General features: G+C 59.3%; 17 protein-coding genes and 2 pseudogenes. 9 read left to right on the top strand and 10 right to left on the bottom strand.

The annotated features are described in order from the left end of the window. Positions 1 to 13: 13 nt before the first annotated feature. Positions 14 to 340 carry a DUF3565 domain-containing protein gene (locus ACZZZ4_RS13285; RefSeq protein ID WP_073473919.1) on the bottom strand — a complete coding sequence of 109 codons (327 nt, stop codon included), beginning with the start codon at positions 338 to 340 and terminating at the stop codon, positions 14 to 16. Here ACZZZ4_RS13285 and ACZZZ4_RS13290 point away from each other — a divergent pair. The 3 genes and pseudogenes from ACZZZ4_RS13290 (at position 309) to ACZZZ4_RS13300 (ending at position 2,657) form a co-directional block, all read left to right on the top strand. Next, the gene (locus ACZZZ4_RS13290) at positions 309 to 794 is read left to right on the top strand and encodes an FKBP-type peptidyl-prolyl cis-trans isomerase (protein WP_016771661.1); all 486 of its coding nucleotides are present in this window, start codon (positions 309 to 311) and stop codon (positions 792 to 794) included. The two genes, ACZZZ4_RS13285 and ACZZZ4_RS13290, sit on opposite strands and share 32 nt — an antisense overlap. A 123-nt stretch (positions 795 to 917) precedes the next feature. Continuing rightward, positions 918 to 1,399 (top strand): annotated as a pseudogene (locus ACZZZ4_RS13295) (glutathione peroxidase). 155 nt (positions 1,400 to 1,554) lie between these two features. Next, a pseudogene (locus ACZZZ4_RS13300) lies at positions 1,555 to 2,657 on the top strand (NADH:flavin oxidoreductase). A 127-nt stretch (positions 2,658 to 2,784) separates the two neighbouring features. Here ACZZZ4_RS13300 and ACZZZ4_RS13305 read toward each other — a convergent pair. Both ACZZZ4_RS13305 and cysZ read right to left on the bottom strand, forming a co-directional pair. Continuing rightward, entirely contained in the window at positions 2,785 to 3,984 is a 1,200-nt protein-coding gene (locus tag ACZZZ4_RS13305) for a glycosyltransferase family 4 protein (protein WP_039759328.1), read from the bottom strand. 40 nt (positions 3,985 to 4,024) lie between these two features. Further along, complete coding sequence (gene cysZ, locus ACZZZ4_RS13310) at positions 4,025 to 4,777, bottom strand: sulfate transporter CysZ (RefSeq protein WP_434767730.1); 753 nt, start codon at positions 4,775 to 4,777, stop codon at positions 4,025 to 4,027. Between the two features lie 312 nt (positions 4,778 to 5,089). On the opposite strand from cysZ, the gene trxB reads away from it, so the two are divergent. Beyond that, a complete protein-coding gene (gene trxB / locus ACZZZ4_RS13315) occupies positions 5,090 to 6,052 on the top strand; it encodes a thioredoxin-disulfide reductase (RefSeq protein WP_016771656.1) in 963 nt (320 codons plus the stop codon). Between the two features lie 181 nt (positions 6,053 to 6,233). Here the strand turns inward: trxB and ACZZZ4_RS13320 are convergent, their stop codons facing one another. The 5 genes from ACZZZ4_RS13320 to ACZZZ4_RS13340 all read right to left on the bottom strand — a co-directional run bounded on the left by ACZZZ4_RS13320 (position 6,234) and on the right by ACZZZ4_RS13340 (position 8,779). Continuing rightward, the gene (locus tag ACZZZ4_RS13320; protein WP_415763621.1) at positions 6,234 to 6,581 is read right to left on the bottom strand and encodes a HopJ type III effector protein; all 348 of its coding nucleotides are present in this window, start codon (positions 6,579 to 6,581) and stop codon (positions 6,234 to 6,236) included. Beyond that, positions 6,574 to 6,870 (bottom strand): DUF1244 domain-containing protein, encoded by a 297-nt coding sequence (locus tag ACZZZ4_RS13325; RefSeq protein ID WP_056782977.1) that lies wholly within the window; start codon positions 6,868 to 6,870, stop codon positions 6,574 to 6,576. Before ACZZZ4_RS13325 ends, ACZZZ4_RS13320 begins: the two co-directional genes overlap by 8 nt. Before the next feature lie 126 nt (positions 6,871 to 6,996). Continuing rightward, entirely contained in the window at positions 6,997 to 7,368 is a 372-nt protein-coding gene (gene folX / locus ACZZZ4_RS13330; protein ID WP_016771653.1) for a dihydroneopterin triphosphate 2'-epimerase, read from the bottom strand. A 72-nt stretch (positions 7,369 to 7,440) separates the two neighbouring features. Next, positions 7,441 to 8,151 (bottom strand): dihydromonapterin reductase, encoded by a 711-nt coding sequence (gene folM / locus ACZZZ4_RS13335; RefSeq protein ID WP_463547998.1) that lies wholly within the window; start codon positions 8,149 to 8,151, stop codon positions 7,441 to 7,443. 58 nt (positions 8,152 to 8,209) lie between these two features. After that, a complete protein-coding gene (locus tag ACZZZ4_RS13340) occupies positions 8,210 to 8,779 on the bottom strand; it encodes a putative antibiotic biosynthesis monooxygenase (protein WP_039759321.1) in 570 nt (189 codons plus the stop codon). A 210-nt stretch (positions 8,780 to 8,989) separates the two neighbouring features. On the opposite strand from ACZZZ4_RS13340, the gene ACZZZ4_RS13345 reads away from it, so the two are divergent. Next, positions 8,990 to 9,949, top strand: a complete 960-nt coding sequence (locus tag ACZZZ4_RS13345; protein ID WP_129999914.1) for a MerR family transcriptional regulator — start codon at positions 8,990 to 8,992, stop codon at positions 9,947 to 9,949. Positions 9,950 to 9,952: 3 nt separating this feature from the next. Here ACZZZ4_RS13345 and ACZZZ4_RS13350 read toward each other — a convergent pair whose 3' ends face one another. Both ACZZZ4_RS13350 and ACZZZ4_RS13355 read right to left on the bottom strand, forming a co-directional pair. Then, positions 9,953 to 10,558 (bottom strand): hypothetical protein, encoded by a 606-nt coding sequence (locus ACZZZ4_RS13350; RefSeq protein WP_024011639.1) that lies wholly within the window; start codon positions 10,556 to 10,558, stop codon positions 9,953 to 9,955. Positions 10,559 to 10,612: 54 nt separating this feature from the next. Further along, positions 10,613 to 11,089, bottom strand: coding sequence for a PAS domain-containing protein (locus ACZZZ4_RS13355; protein WP_129999913.1), 477 nt, complete (start codon positions 11,087 to 11,089; stop codon positions 10,613 to 10,615). Positions 11,090 to 11,241: 152 nt separating this feature from the next. Here ACZZZ4_RS13355 and ACZZZ4_RS13360 point away from each other — a divergent pair, with 152 nt between their 5' ends. The 4 genes from ACZZZ4_RS13360 (at position 11,242) to ACZZZ4_RS13375 (ending at position 14,623) form a co-directional block, all read left to right on the top strand. After that, positions 11,242 to 11,697, top strand: coding sequence for a flavodoxin (locus ACZZZ4_RS13360; protein ID WP_310409017.1), 456 nt, complete (start codon positions 11,242 to 11,244; stop codon positions 11,695 to 11,697). A gap of 176 nt (positions 11,698 to 11,873) precedes the next feature. Further along, complete coding sequence (locus ACZZZ4_RS13365; RefSeq protein WP_039759314.1) at positions 11,874 to 12,656, top strand: class II aldolase/adducin family protein; 783 nt, start codon at positions 11,874 to 11,876, stop codon at positions 12,654 to 12,656. Continuing rightward, entirely contained in the window at positions 12,656 to 13,558 is a 903-nt protein-coding gene (locus ACZZZ4_RS13370) for an alpha/beta fold hydrolase (protein WP_463547999.1), read from the top strand. The genes ACZZZ4_RS13365 and ACZZZ4_RS13370 overlap by 1 nt, the downstream gene beginning before the upstream one ends. Positions 13,559 to 13,711: 153 nt before the next feature. Further along, positions 13,712 to 14,623, top strand: a complete 912-nt coding sequence (locus tag ACZZZ4_RS13375) for an SDR family oxidoreductase (protein ID WP_463548000.1) — start codon at positions 13,712 to 13,714, stop codon at positions 14,621 to 14,623. Positions 14,624 to 14,905 lie beyond the last annotated feature (282 nt).

Consider the following 14,905-nt stretch of genomic DNA (forward strand, 5'->3'; position numbering starts at 1 on the left):
CGACTACCGAAATTCAGTCGCCAAGGTTAGCGCTAACCGAGCCTTGTGCACACCAACCGCAGGCAAAGGGTTGACCTGTTTTTTCAATACGTTGCGCCGGATCCAGGACCCAGGCGCGGGTTTGCCACGGCGGCTGATGGCGCAGGTGCTGGGTGTGACCACAGGAAAGCTCGACCACCCAATGGCCGTCTTCGTCCTGATGGAAGCCGGTGATCGTCGAAACCCGTTTGTCCGGGTTGTGGTCGCTTTCACGCGATTGCTTCGCTAAACTTGGCCTTTCTATATTCTTATGCAAAAGGTCTCGCCCCATGCTGATCGCCGCCAATAAGGCTGTCTCCATCGACTATACCCTGACCAACGACGCTGGTGAGGTCATCGACAGCTCCGCCGGCGGCGCTCCGCTGGTTTACCTGCAAGGCGCAGGCAACATCATCCCGGGCCTGGAAAAAGCCCTGGAAGGCAAAGCCGTCGGTGACGAGCTGAAAGTAGCCGTTGAGCCGGAAGATGCTTACGGCGAATACGCCGCCGAGCTGGTCAGCACCCTGAGCCGCAGCATGTTCGAAGGCGTCGACGAGCTGGAAGTCGGCATGCAGTTCCACGCTTCGGCGCCGGACGGCCAGATGCAGATCGTCACCATCCGTGATCTGGACGGCGACGACGTCACCGTTGATGGCAACCACCCTCTGGCCGGTCAGCGCCTGAACTTCGAAGTGAAGATCGTTGATATCCGTGACGCCAGCCAGGAAGAAATCGCTCATGGTCACGTCCATGGCGAAGGTGGCCATCACCACTGATTTTCTGCGCTAAGCTTCGAGTACTGGAGAGGCGCCTGTGGGCGCCTTTTTAGTCCGCGGCTGTCCTTGGTGGCCTCGCCAAGTGGCTGTTTCGAGTAGAACACGAGAATCCTGGAGTTCGGCATGAGTGCTTTTCACGACCTTAAGTTGACAGCCCTGGATGGTCAGGAGCTACCGCTGGCGCCGTTCAAGGGCCAAGTCGTGCTGGTGGTCAACGTGGCCTCCAAATGCGGCTTGACCCCCAGTACGCGGCACTGGAAAACCTCTACCAGCAATATAAAGAGAAGGGCTTCACCGTGCTGGGCTTGCCTTGCAACCAGTTTGCCGGCCAGGAACCGGGCTCGGAGAAAGAAATCCAGGAGTTTTGCAGCCTCAACTATGGCGTGACCTTTCCGTTGTCGAGCAAGCTCGAAGTCAACGGCCACGAACGGCATCAGTTGTATCGCTTGCTGGCGGGCGAAGGCGCCGAGTTTCCCGGCGACATCACCTGGAACTTCGAAAAGTTTCTGCTCGGCAAGGACGGCCGGGTACTGGCGCGGTTCTCGCCGCGCACGGCGCCGGATGATCCGACAGTGATTGCCGCGATCGAAAAAGCCTTAGCATGAATCAGAAAATCGCAGCGTTGAGCTGCGATTTTTTTTACCTGACTTTTGACCGTTAATCATTCTGATCAATAGTGCTGTCACGGGGATGGCCTGCCGGATATTATCGCCGTCATATCGATCAATGTTCGTCGCCAATGTTTTCGTGGAGCCTCTCGATGCCCGTTCAAGCCCTGTTCAAACCGTTCCACCTCGGTGCCCTCGAATTGCCGACCCGGGTGGTCATGGCGCCAATGACCCGCTCATTCTCGCCGGGCGGCGTGCCGAATTCTAAAGTCATTGAATACTACCGTCGTCGTGCGGCCGCTGGGGTTGGTCTGATCATCACCGAAGGCACCACGGTCGGCCACATCGCGTCCAATGGCTATCCAAACGTGCCGCAGTTTTTCGGTGAAGCGCCACTCGCGGGCTGGAAAAAGTTGTCGACGCCGTGCACTCCGAGGGCGGCAAGATCGTCCCGCAACTGTGGCATGTCGGCAGCGTACGCCGCCTCGGCACCGAGCCGGACGCCAGCGTGCCGGGCTACGGTCCGTCGGAAAAACTCAAGGACGGTCAGGTCGTGGTTCACGGCATGACCAAACAGGACATCCAGGACGTGATCGCTGCGTTCGCCCAAGCTGCCAAAGATGCGCAGAGCATCGGCATGGATGGCGTGGAAATCCACGGCGCTCACGGCTATCTGATCGACCAGTTCTTCTGGGAAGGCAGCAATCAGCGCACCGATGAATACGGTGGCAGCCTGGCCAATCGTTCGCGTTTTGCCATCGAATTGATTCAAGCAGTGCGCGCGGCGGTCGGTGAAGGCTTCCCGATCATTTTCCGCTTCTCGCAATGGAAACAGCAGGATTACACCGCGCGTCTGGTGCAAACCCCCGAAGCGCTGGGCGAGTTTCTCAAGCCGCTGTCTGACGCCGGCGTGGACATTTTCCACTGCTCGACCCGCCGCTTCTGGGAGCCGGAGTTTGACGGTTCCGACCTGAACCTTGCTGGCTGGACGCGCAAGCTGACCGGCAAGCCGACCATCACCGTCGGCAGCGTCGGCCTGGACGGCGAGTTCCTGCAGTTCATGGTCAACACCGACAAGGTCGCGCAACCGGCCAGCCTGGAGAATCTGCTGGAGCGTCTGAACAAAGAAGAGTTCGACCTGGTAGCAGTGGGCCGCGCGTTGCTGGTCGATCCGGATTGGGCGCAGAAAGTCCGTGACGGGCGTGAACAGGATATTCTGCCGTTTAGTCGTGAGGCGTTGATGACGCTGGTTTAAGCGGCGCCATTTCGAACCATTCGCGAGCAGGCTCACTCCCACCTTCGACCGCATTCCATCTGAAAGAATGCAGTACCCATGTGGGAGCGAGCCTGCTCGCGAAAGCTGTTTCTATGTCGCCGAAAATCTAAGGTTGTGCCTGAGCCCCAGTCACCACCAGCTCCCCCACACAAGCCCCACGCAAATACCCCTCGAACTGCTCGATAATTGCCCCCCAGCCCTGGCGACTGCCATGCTGCCGCGCATTCAGCCTGACGCAGCGCAACCGCTCATCCTCCTCCAGCAACCATGCCGCCGCTTCGCAAAACGCCTGCTCATCGCCGGGCATGGCTGACACGCCGTTGTAGCCGTGGCGAATATGCTGCGCCGCCGCTGCCTGATCATAGGCAACAACGCCGAGTCCCGAAGCCAGGGCTTCCAGCACCACATTGCCGAAGGTCTCGGTGAGGCTGGGAAATACGAACAGATCCCCTGAGGCGTAGTGCGCTGCCAGCGCTTCCCCGCGCTGTGCTCCGCAGAAAATCGCCTCCGGCATCTCTTTTTCCAGCGTTGAACGTTGCGGGCCATCTCCGACCACAATCAGCTTCAGATGGCGCTGTGGATAAGTTTCCCGCAGGGTGTCAAAGCAGCGTTTGAGCAGCCCCAGATTCTTCTCCGGGGCGAGCCTTCCTACGTGGATAACCGCGATATCCGTATCAGAGAGCCCCCATTGCTCACGCAACGCGCTCTGACGTTTGCTCGGATGAAACAACTGGCTGTCCACACCCCGCGACAACAACGCCAGCCGCTCGAAATGCCGCCGCTCCAGCTCCAGGCGCTGACTGACGCTCGGCACTAGAGTCATTGCCGAACGATTGTGAAACCAGCGCAAGTAATGGGTCAGCATCCGCGTCAGCAGGCCGAGGCCGTACTGGCTGGTGTATTGCTGGAAGTTGGTGTGAAAACCGCTCACCACCGCAATCCCCAGGCGCCGTGCCGCACGCAGTGCCGACAACCCGAGCGGCCCTTCCGTGGCGATGTACAGCACATCCGGACGTTGGCGTTTCCAGCGCCGCAGCAGCTTATGCATCGACGATTGGCCCCACTGCAGCCCCGGATAGCCCGGCAACGGCCATCCGCGACACAGCAACAGTGCATCGTCTGTGCTGCGTTGCGGATCGCCGGCCTGGCGCGGACGCACCAGCTCCACCTGATGCCCACGTGCGCGCAGACCCTCGCACAAGCGGCCAAGGGTATTGGCCACGCCGTTGATTTCCGGAGGGAAGGTTTCGCTAATGAGGGTGATATGCAGAGCTGTCGTCATGGCCTCAGTGTCGGCTGAGGCCATGTCGACGTTGTGACGTTCGGATGATGGATTTGTGACGCGGTCAGTGTTGAATCACCAGATTCTCGGCACCGCGCTCACGCACCCAGAACAGCGTAGCCCCGGCCACCGCCGCTGGCATCATCAGGATATTGACTACTGGAATCAGCAGCACCAGATAAACGATCCCGCCAAAACTCATGCTCTGCCAGCGCTTCTGCCGCAACCAGGCCAGCATCTCGTTCCAGCCGAGTTTGTGGTTGTCCGCCGGGTAGTCGATGTACTGGATGGCCATCATCCACACGCCGAACAGCAGCCATAACGGCGCAGCGACAATATTTACCACCGGGATGAACGACAGGATGAACAGGCCGATGGCGCGCGGCAGGAAGTAGCCGAGCTTGCGCATTTCCCGGGAGAGGGTGCGTGGGATCATCGCGATCAGTTCGCCCCAACTGAATGCCGGGAAATCATCTGTGCCGCGCACCACCACTTCGACTTTCTCCGCAAGGAAACCATTGAACGGTGCGGCAATGATGTTGGCGAGCATGGTGAAGGTGAAAAACACCATCAAGACCACGAGGACCACGAACAGCGGCCAGAGGATATAGCTTAGGAAACTCAGCCATTCAGGCAACGACGGCATCAGCGTATCGACCCACAGGCTGAACTGGTGGCCGGCCAGATAGATCAATCCGACGAACAGCACCAGGTTGATCGCCAGCGGCAACAACACGAACAGGCGCAGGCCAGGGCTCAGGACCAGTTTGAGGCCTTCGCGCAGGTATTGCGGGCCTGACAGAACAGGGGCGGGCATAAGGTGCTCCGAAGCAAGGGAAAACGCGCCGACGTTACCGGCTTTGCCCCAGCGGCGAAAGCGCGGCAGAGCAATCGACATTCACTGTAACAAAGAGGTCTATGTCGTCAGCGTCTCGGCATAGAGACCACCTATGAGCTGGATTGTTAAACCGTATTTCCTTAATCTTGCCCCCCTCGATACGCTGCACCCAACTTTTTACAGGACTGTCGAGTTCAAGCCTTCCCCAAGGTGTCCACGGTCCTTTTTTATTCCGCCGGCCGTCCGGCGTCCGCGCCAGATTTTTCATGGCCGGCCAACAGGAGCAGATTCATGTCTGAAGTCCGTCATTCGCGAGTGATCATTCTCGGTTCCGGCCCTGCCGGTTACAGCGCTGCGGTCTACGCGGCCCGCGCCAACCTCAAGCCACTGCTGATCACCGGCATGCAGGCCGGCGGTCAACTGACCACCACCACCGAAGTCGACAACTGGCCGGGTGATGTGCACGGCCTGACCGGGCCGGTGCTGATGGAGCGCATGCGCGAGCACGCCGAGCGTTTTGAAACCGAGATCGTCTTCGACCACATCAACGCCGTGGACTTCGCTGCCAAGCCGTACACCCTGACCGGTGACAGCGCCGTCTATACCTGCGATGCACTGATCATCGCCACCGGTGCCAGCGCCCGTTACCTGGGCCTGCCTTCGGAAGAAGCGTTCATGGGTAAAGGTGTTTCGGCCTGCGCGACCTGCGACGGTTTCTTCTACCGCAACAAGCCGGTCGCCGTGGTTGGCGGTGGCAACACTGCTGTCGAAGAAGCGCTGTACCTGGCCAACATCGCCAGCACCGTGACTCTGATCCACCGTCGCGAAACTTTCCGCGCCGAGAAGATCCTGATCGACAAACTCAACGCCCGTGTGGCTGAAGGCAAGATCATCCTCAAGTTGAACGCCAACCTGGACGAAGTCCTCGGCGACAACATGGGCGTCACCGGTGCGCGTCTGCGCAATAACGATGGCAGCTTCGACGAAATCAAAGTCGACGGCGTGTTCATCGCCATCGGCCACACCCCGAACACTTCCCTGTTCGAAGGCCAGTTGACCCTGAAAGACGGTTACCTGGTGGTGCAGGGCGGCCGTGAAGGCAACGCGACGGCCACCAGCGTAGAAGGCATTTTCGCTGCCGGTGACGTGGCTGACCACGTTTACCGTCAGGCCATCACCTCGGCCGGCGCCGGTTGCATGGCGGCACTGGACACCGAGCGTTACCTGGACGGCCTGCAGAACGCCACGTTCTAAGACCGCAGGGCACAAAAAAACCGGCCAGAGATTGGCCGGTTTTTTGTGCCCGAGATTCGCAGCCGCCACGCATCCAGTATGGGAGCGAGCCTGCTCGCGAAAGCGGGGTATCAGTCGACATCAACGTTGAATGTCAGTCCGTCTTCGCGAGCAGGCTCGCTCCCACAGTGGGTAGGTGTGGCTATTGGGGGCAGCGGCGGTTCAGCGGTTGTGCGCTGAATTTAACCCCGGCCAGGCCGTGCTTGATCAACGCGCGGATATTGCCGTGATCGCTGCCTTCAGGGGTCGCCAGCACCGAGCGGTAATGCTCGCCGAACGCCAGCAGCGCTTCTTCATCGCTCAAACCTTCGAGCAGGGCCAGACCCAGCGTCTTGCACGAGCCTTCGTTCTGCCCGGCAGCGTTTTCCACGCCGCCGTTGTTGAACGCTTGCGGCTGGTAGTCGTAACCGGCGGCGATGAACGCCAGGGTGTCGGCGAAAGCATGCTCGCCGCTCTTGAGGCTGGCGCGCAGGGTGTTCAGATCAGTCATTGGGTTTTCCTTTGGCAAACGCTGCTTGCTGCTCGGCGCTGGCTTCTTGCTGGTATTGGGCCTTCCACTCGGCGTAGGGCATGCCATACACCACTTCCCGGGCATCATCGAGGCTGACCTCGATCTGGCGTTGGTCGGCCTCGGCCTTGTACCACTTGGACAAGCAGTTGCGGCAGAACCCGGCGAGGTTCATCAGGTCGATGTTCTGCACGTCCTTGCGGCTGTCGAGGTGAGCGACCAGTCGGCGGAAGGCGGCGGCTTCGAGTTCCAGGCGTTGTTGATCGGTCATGAGGGGTCTCTTCGAGACAGCTTCAAGCGGCAAGCTGCAAGCTGCAAGATGGATCGGGGTCGGCTGTTAGCTTACCGTTTGAAGCTTGAAGCTTGAAGCTTGAAGCTTGAAGCTTGAAGCTTGAAGCTAGCGGCTCGCCGCGAGCGTAATCGATACCGACTCGGCGAAGCGCAGCGCGTGCGGCTTGTCGACCTCGACTTCGGCGTACAGCACCGATGCATTGGTCATCACCAGATCGAGCAATTCTTGCGTCAGGCGTTCGAGCAGCGCGAAGCGGTTGCCTTCGACATGCGCGATGATCGCTTTGGTGATGGTGCGGTAATTGAGCGCGTGGTCGATGTCGTTGTCACGCACGGCTTCTTGCGCCGCGTACAGGATGGTCAGGTTAATCAGCACGTCCTGCTTGTTGAGGATTTCATCCTCGTTGATGCCGATAAACGTGCGCAGGCGCAGATCCTTGACCCGGATGCGCGCCATTCCCGGTTGAAGTTGTGGCATTGATTTGCTCCGTCCAGTCTATTGCAGGCGTTCTGGTGGATATTACTCGACTCGCAGCCGAAGCGGGACGGCCTATTTGACGTGCCGGCCGCCGTTGAGGGTCAGGGTTGTGCCGGTGACATAAGGATTGTCGAGCAGATAGCGCAGGCTTTGATAGATCACCTCGCTGCCGGGTTCGATGCCCAGCGCGGATTTGGCCAGCGCCTTGGCACGGTAAGCGGCGTCATCGTCGGGGTTGAACAACAGCAGCGCCGGAGCAATGCCATTGACCTTGATGGCGGGCGCAAAGCGCGCGGCGAACGACAGGGTAAGGCTGTCGAGCCCCGCCTTGCTGGCGCAATAACCAATGTGCTTGCTGCTGCCCTTGCGGGTGACGTCGTCGCTGATGTGAACGATGTCGGCTGGCGCCGAACGCTGCAGCAACTCAGCGCAGTGCAGGTTGATCAAGTAGGGCGCGAGCAGGTGGATACTAAACATGCGGTTGAAGGCTTCAGCTTCGCTGCCCGGAGTTTCCGCCAGCCATTCAGAAGCGTTGTGCACGATCGCGCGCAAACTGTCGGTGTGGGCTTTAAGTGCATCGATAAAAGCCAGAATCCCGGCCTCGCTGGAAAAGTCCGCGTACAGGCCTGCCGCGCCCAGATCGCGCAATTGCTGCACGCCGGGGCGTTCGGTTCGGTACGTGAAGATGACTCGATGGCCATCTTCGAGCAAGCGCTGCGCACAGTGCAGGCCGACCCGCTGGCCGGCGCCGGTGATGAGGATCGGGGCTGCGGAATCTGGCATGGGCGGCTCGCTTCGCGGTTGAAGCGAAAACTATAACAGGCTCGCCGCCCGCTGCAGATCAGCGATTCTGCGCCGACGGTGTAGCCGCCAGTGGCCGCGTCGGTGGGCTGTTCAACCAGTTCGCCAGCAGCCGCGTCGATAAGGGGATGAAAAAATACACCATCAGCGGTGTCAGGCACGCCGTGCCGATCAATATCCGCGGCAACAGGCTCAACTCAGCCAGCAGCGGGCCGAGGATAAAGTTGAAAATAAGCGACACCGGGAAAAACGCCAGCCAGATCGCCACGGCTTGCTTCCAGCGCGGTGGGCGTTGCCCGGCCGCACCGAACCAGCCTTCAATGCCACTGACCCGATGTTCTTTGGGATGCTCGAACAGATCGCTGCCACGGTTCAGCCAGGCTGTGCGCGATGCCGAGTACTCCCACGCATGCAGCGTCTGCTCATCGACAAAGCGGAAAATGATCTGGAATTCGTTGTCGCCTGGCGGCGGCGCAAGCACGCCGGAGCCCAAATAGCCGGGAAAGTCGGTTGCCAATTGTTCGCCTTCGCGCAGCCAGGCGATCAGATCGTGATAACGGCCATCGGCGACGCGACGCGCTACCATCAGCGTGACGGGGGAAGTAGACATTTTGTATCTCCGTATTTCGAGTGCGGCGCTCCGGGTAAGAGTCTCGCCTGACGCGGGCCGGGGTAGAGGCCTGCGCTTTGTAACAAGCAAGGATTATTCCTGATTTTGTCGATTAAACCAGCCACATTCGTCGTAGATCATTGCTTGGACGTTTGCGCCCCATCATGTTTAGAATGGGATCCAATTCACCGACATGGAAGTTGACCGCAGATGCCTGTAATCACGGACACTCGCCCGGCTTCGACAGCCCCCGGCGCGCTCGATCGCGAAGAGCTGTTTCCCATCCGCGAGGTGGCGCGGTTGACCGGTGTCAACCCGGTGACCTTGCGTGCCTGGGAACGCCGCTACGGATTGATCCAGCCGACCCGCACCGAAAGCGGGCATCGTCTGTATTCAATGAACGACATTGAGCGCGTTCGCAGCATTGTCGACTGGATCGATCGTGGCGTGGCGGTAAGTAAAGTCGGCAAGATTCTGGCGAAGACTGAACCTGCGAAGGTTCTCGCGAATTTTATTCCCGATGACCATGTGCAGGCCGATTACAAGCAATGGCAGGAGCAGATTCAGCAGGCGGTGAGTGCGTTCGACGACCAGCAACTGGATCGTGTCTACGGGCAGATTTTTTCGTCGTACACGCTGCCGGTTGTGTTCGAAGCCATCATCCTGCCGTTGTGGCGGCAACTGCTTCAGCGCCAGGACGCGTTCGGGCAGACCAGCGAATGGTTGTTTTTCGATGGTTTTCTCAGGGCGCGCGTATTGCAGCGCATCGTCATGCTGCGCGGCGCGCAACCGCGTCGAATCATCGTCAGTGCACTCGCCGGGCAGTGTCGTGAACTTGAGTTACTGGTGGCAGCGCTGTTTCTCAGCGGCAACGATTCCGGTGTACGGGTGCTGACCACCGGCCAACCCTTCGACGAGCTGACCCTGGTTTGTGAAAAGGTCAAACCTGCGGCGCTTGTGCTGTTTTCCAATCATGCCCCGGGGCCGGAACTGCCGCGACGCCTGAATCGTCTGGCGATGAGCCTCGACTGCCAATTGATGCTGGCCGGCGATGCCTCGGATTTGGCTGAGGACAGCCTGGCCGGCTCATCGGTGGCCTGTCTTGGTAACGAGGGCGCGACCATGCGTCAGCGCATGAAGCAATTCATGGCAGGCAAACTGGATACCTGAAACTCAGGCGTGCAGGGCGGGGTGAGTCAGGCGATGTTGTTGCAGGATGAACTGGCGCAGGCGCTCGGTTTCGTCGGCATCGGTCTGGCTCAGTTCGTAAGCGAAGAAACCTTGCTCGGTTTCCCGTTCGAAATGGCCGCGCAGGGATATCCGCTCATAACCGGAAGGGCTGAACCACAGGGCGAAATGCTTTGGTGGCTTGGTCTTGTTGCGCACTTCCAGCAACACGCCTTTATGAGATACCTCATGCACCCACAGCGTGCCGGGCTGGCCTTTGGCGTTTTCCAGTGCCACCGGCTCTTCAAGCACCAGGCGCCAAGGGCGCACCATTGGGCCGTCTTCGTAAATGCTCGGTACACCTAGACGCAGATGCAGCGCGTGGAACTCGTCTTCCACCAGATGCAGCGGGAAGGTCATCTGCTGATTTTCGAAATTGGCCTGGATCGTCACTTGTTCATGAGCAGCCAGACGTGTCAGCAGATCACGGATTTGCGAACCGCCATTCACCAGCAGACTCGACGTCGCATCCCGCACATTCAATTGCGGGTTGTGCTGCATGGTCTGGATGAAATCCAGCTCGTCCTGGGTGAGGAGGGCGTCGCGCTGCATGGTTAACTCGAAGTGAATAGTTACAAAGTCATTGGTGATTGTAGTTAATGACCATCAGTTCGCGGTTTTGTTTGCGCCGTTCGTCGCTTTGAGTGCTGCCAACTCGCTTTGCAGCGCCGCCACTTGTGCTTCCAGCTGCGCAACCCGCTGCTGCGCCTTGACCTGAACCGTCACATCCTTCTGCACACCGATGAAATAGGTCTGTCCGTCATCGGCATTTTTTATCGTTGACAATGACAATTCGTTCCAGAACGGCGTGCCATCCTTGCGATAGTTGCGCAGTATTTCCCGGCAGCGACCGCCTTCACGCAATGTCTCGCGAATCAGCTGCAGGCTTGGTTGATCACGGTCTCCAGCCTGCAAAAAACGACAGTCCTGGTAGAGAATCTCCTCACTGCTGTAACCGGTCATGCGCTCAAAGGCAGGGTTGACGTAAATAAGGATGTTGTCCTGCTCGCCTTCCTTTTCAGCGACCACGATTCCGTCATTCGACGCATTGATCACCATTTGCAGCAGGCTGGCGTTGATCATCCGAGAATCCCTTCCGTTGTGTCAGTGGCAGGCATTCTAGAAGAAAGCCGCGGACTGTCTATAGGCCAGCACCCTCCATTGAGAGCGAATCGCAACATCGCAGCGTGGGCTGTTACTATCGCGGCTCTTTTTTCAGTTCCAGGATCAGATTGATGAAAGTCGCCATCCTCTCAGGTTCCGTCTACGGCACCGCCGAAGAAGTCGCCCGCCACGCCCAGAACCTGCTGAAAGCCGCCGGCTTCGAAACCTTCTACAACTCCCGCGCCACATTGGCCGATATTCAGGCGTTCGGCCCGGAGGCCCTTCTCGCTGTGACTTCGACTACGGGCATGGGCGAGCTGCCGGACAACTTGCAACCTTTGTATTCAGCTTTGCGCGATCAGTTGCCAGCTACCTTGCGCGGCCTGCCCGGCGCGGTGATCGCGCTCGGTGATGCCAGCTACGGCGACACCTTCTGCGGCGGCGGTGAACAGCTGCGAGAACTGTTTGCCGAACTGGGCGTGAACGAGGTGCAGGAAATGTTGCGCATCGACGCCAGCGAAAGCGTCACTCCGGAAACCGATGCCGAGCCGTGGCTGGCGCAACTGATCGACGCGCTCAAGGGCTGATCGCCCAGAGATGTCGCTGCACCTGGACAAGCGTCGTTGCGTTGGAAGTGGTTCAGGCTGTTTGCGCGACTGACTCGTTCAGTCATCAAGCTGGCTGCCAATGCAACTACGCGATGCCTTGCGCCTGACTAGACTGCTGACACGAGCAGAACAAGAAGAACGCAGAGGTGCATACAGTGAGCGTAGCCCCCGTCCAATCGTCGCCGAATGTCAAAGACCAGGTCAGCGCTGCCGAGTGGCAGACCCGCGTCGATCTTGCCGCCTGTTACCGTCTGGTCGCGCTGCACGGCTGGGACGATCTGATCTTCACGCATATCTCCGCCAAGGTGCCCGGCACCGAAGATTTCCTGATCAATCCGTTTGGGCTGATGTTCCACGAGATCACCGCCTCAAGCCTGGTGAAAGTCGATCAGGCTGGCAACAAACTCATGGACAGTCCCTACGAAATAAACCCCGCTGGTTACACCATCCACAGTGCCGTTCACGAAGTCCGCCACGATGTAGTTTGCGTGCTGCATACACACACCGCGTCAGGCGTCGCCGTTTCGGCGCAAAAGCAGGGGGTGTTGCCGATCAGTCAGCAATCACTGTTCGTGTTGTCGAGCCTGGCTTATCACGCTTACGAGGGTGTGGCGCTGAATCATGAAGAAAAGGCGCGCCTGCAAGCCGATCTCGGCGACAACAATTTCCTCATGCTGCACAACCACGGTCTGCTGACCTGTGGCGGCACCATTGCCGATACTTTTCTGATGATGTTCACCTTCCAGCGTGCCTGCGACATTCAAGTCATGGCGCAAACCGGCGGGACGGAACTGATCGCCATCGAACCGCAGATTCTCGCCGGCGCCAAGGCAATGATTGCCGGCGTCACCAAGAGCGCTCAAGGCATGGGCGGCGCGCTGGCGTGGCCGGCGCTGCTGCGCAAACTCGATCTCCAGGATCCGGGGTATAAATTCTAATGCCACTCGCCGAGATTCCCCTGTGTATCTGGCGCAAGCGCAGCCGGACCTTTGTTTTTCGTGGCCAGACGATCCATTACTGGGTGGCGGGACAGGGTGAGCCGCTGTTGTTGATTCACGGTTTTCCCACCGCCAGTTGGGATTGGCATTACCTGTGGCAGCCGTTGGCACAGCGTTACCAGGTGATCGCCTGCGACATGCTTGGCTTCGGCGATTCGGCAAAACCGCGCGGTCACACCTACAGCCTGCTGGAACAGGCCGATCTGCAACAGGCGCTGCTCGCCCATCTGCAGATTGAACAAGCGGTGCACCTTCTTGCCCACGATTATGGCGACAGCGTCGCTCAGGAATTGCTCGCGCGGCACTACGAAAAACACCTCGACGTTGCCAGTTGTGTGTTTCTCAATGGTGGTCTGTTTCCGGAAACCCATCGTCCGCTGCTGATGCAGAAACTGCTGCTCAGCCCGATTGGCTGGCTGCTTGGTCGCGCATTCAGTCGTGAGGCGTTGGTCAAAGGTTTCCGGCAGATCTTCGGCCCGCAGACCCAGCCGACTGAAAGCGAACTGGATGATTACTGGAGCCTGGTCGAGAGCAACCACGGCCCGCGCATTCTGCACAAACTGATCACCTACATTACCGAACGCCGGGTGCAGCGCGAGCGCTGGGTGGCGGCCATGCAGCGTGGCGACGTTCCTCTACGGGTCATTGACGGCGCAGTCGATCCGATCTCCGGCGTGCACATGGTCGAGCGTTATCGCGAACTGATCCCTGATCCGGACACCGTGCTGTTGCCGGGCATCGGCCACTACCCGCAGACCGAGGCGCCGGTGCAGGTGCTCAAGCACTATCTGGCGTTTCGTGATCGTCTGGTATTGCCTCCGCGCAAAGTGGCGTACTCCTGATTTCACCGGGAGCACTCGCTCTCGGCGCTATACAGTCTCGACCATCCCCCTACCTTATCGCGCACCATTCAGCCTCAGCCGTGTTCGTTGTGAGCCAAAGCGTCGTGCCTGACACTCGGGAGCATTAACCCTTGGCCTGCTGGAGTTGCTGCGATGAATGAACCCGTGCGTTTCGAAGATAAAGTCGTGATTGTCACCGGCGCTGGTGGCGGCCTCGGTCGTGCGCATGCGCTGCTGTTCGCCGGGCAGGGTGCCAAGGTGCTGGTCAACGATCTCGGCGGCTCGACGCAGGGTGAGGGCGCCAATGCCTCGGCCGCCGACCGCGTGGTGGCGGAAATTCGCGAGGCTGGTGGCATTGCCGAAGCCAACCATGACTCGGTCACCGACGGCGATAAATTGGTGCAGAACGCTCTCGATGCTTTCGGCCGCGTCGACGTCGTGGTCAACAACGCCGGGATCCTGCGCGACAAATCGTTTCACAAGATGGACGACGCCGACTGGGATCTGGTCTATCGCGTCCACGTCGAAGGCGCCTATAAGGTTACCCGCGCTGCCTGGCCGCATCTGCGCGAACAAAACTACGGCCGGGTGATTTTCACTGCATCGACTTCGGGCATTTACGGCAATTTCGGCCAGTCCAACTACGGCATGGCCAAACTCGGGCTGTACGGGCTGACCCGAACGCTGGCGATCGAGGGCCGCAAGAACAACATTCTGGTCAATGCCATCGCCCCGACCGGCGGCACACGCATGACCGAGGGCCTGATCCCGCCACAGGTATTCGAGCAACTGAAGCCGGAACTGGTCAGCCCGCTGGTGGTGTATCTCGGCAGCGAGCAATGTCAGGAAACGTCTGGCCTGTTCGAGGTCGGCGGCGGCTGGATGGGCAAGGTGCGCTGGGAGCGCAGCCTCGGTGCCGGCTTCGATCCGCGCGAAGGGTTCTCGCCAGAGGATGTGGCGGCGCACTGGCAGCAGATTTGTGATTTCGAAGGCGCGGCGCACCCGAAGGACAATATCGAAGCGTTGAAGGAAATGATGGCGAATTTGCAGAAGTATTCGATTTAAGCCTTCCCTCCGGTCACAGGGCTGCTGGGCCCTGATTCCCGCTCCCATGCGCATCGCACAAGAAATCGCCCATAAAAAAGGCCGCTGCAAACGCAGCGGCCAAGGTAAGACGTTGGATCAAGGAGCTACAAATCAACGTCAGTGAACAGCGGGGCGATAAATCGAAGATCGATTCATCCGAAATCGGTAGCCAATCGCTTGCGCTTTCAGCGTAGCGGGCTTCGTGTTTTCCAGCGTGTGCCGGGAAAGCGCGCTCAGGATAAGGGCTTGCGCCTGTAGGAA

Source organism: Pseudomonas sp. AC252, from assembly GCF_979258105.1.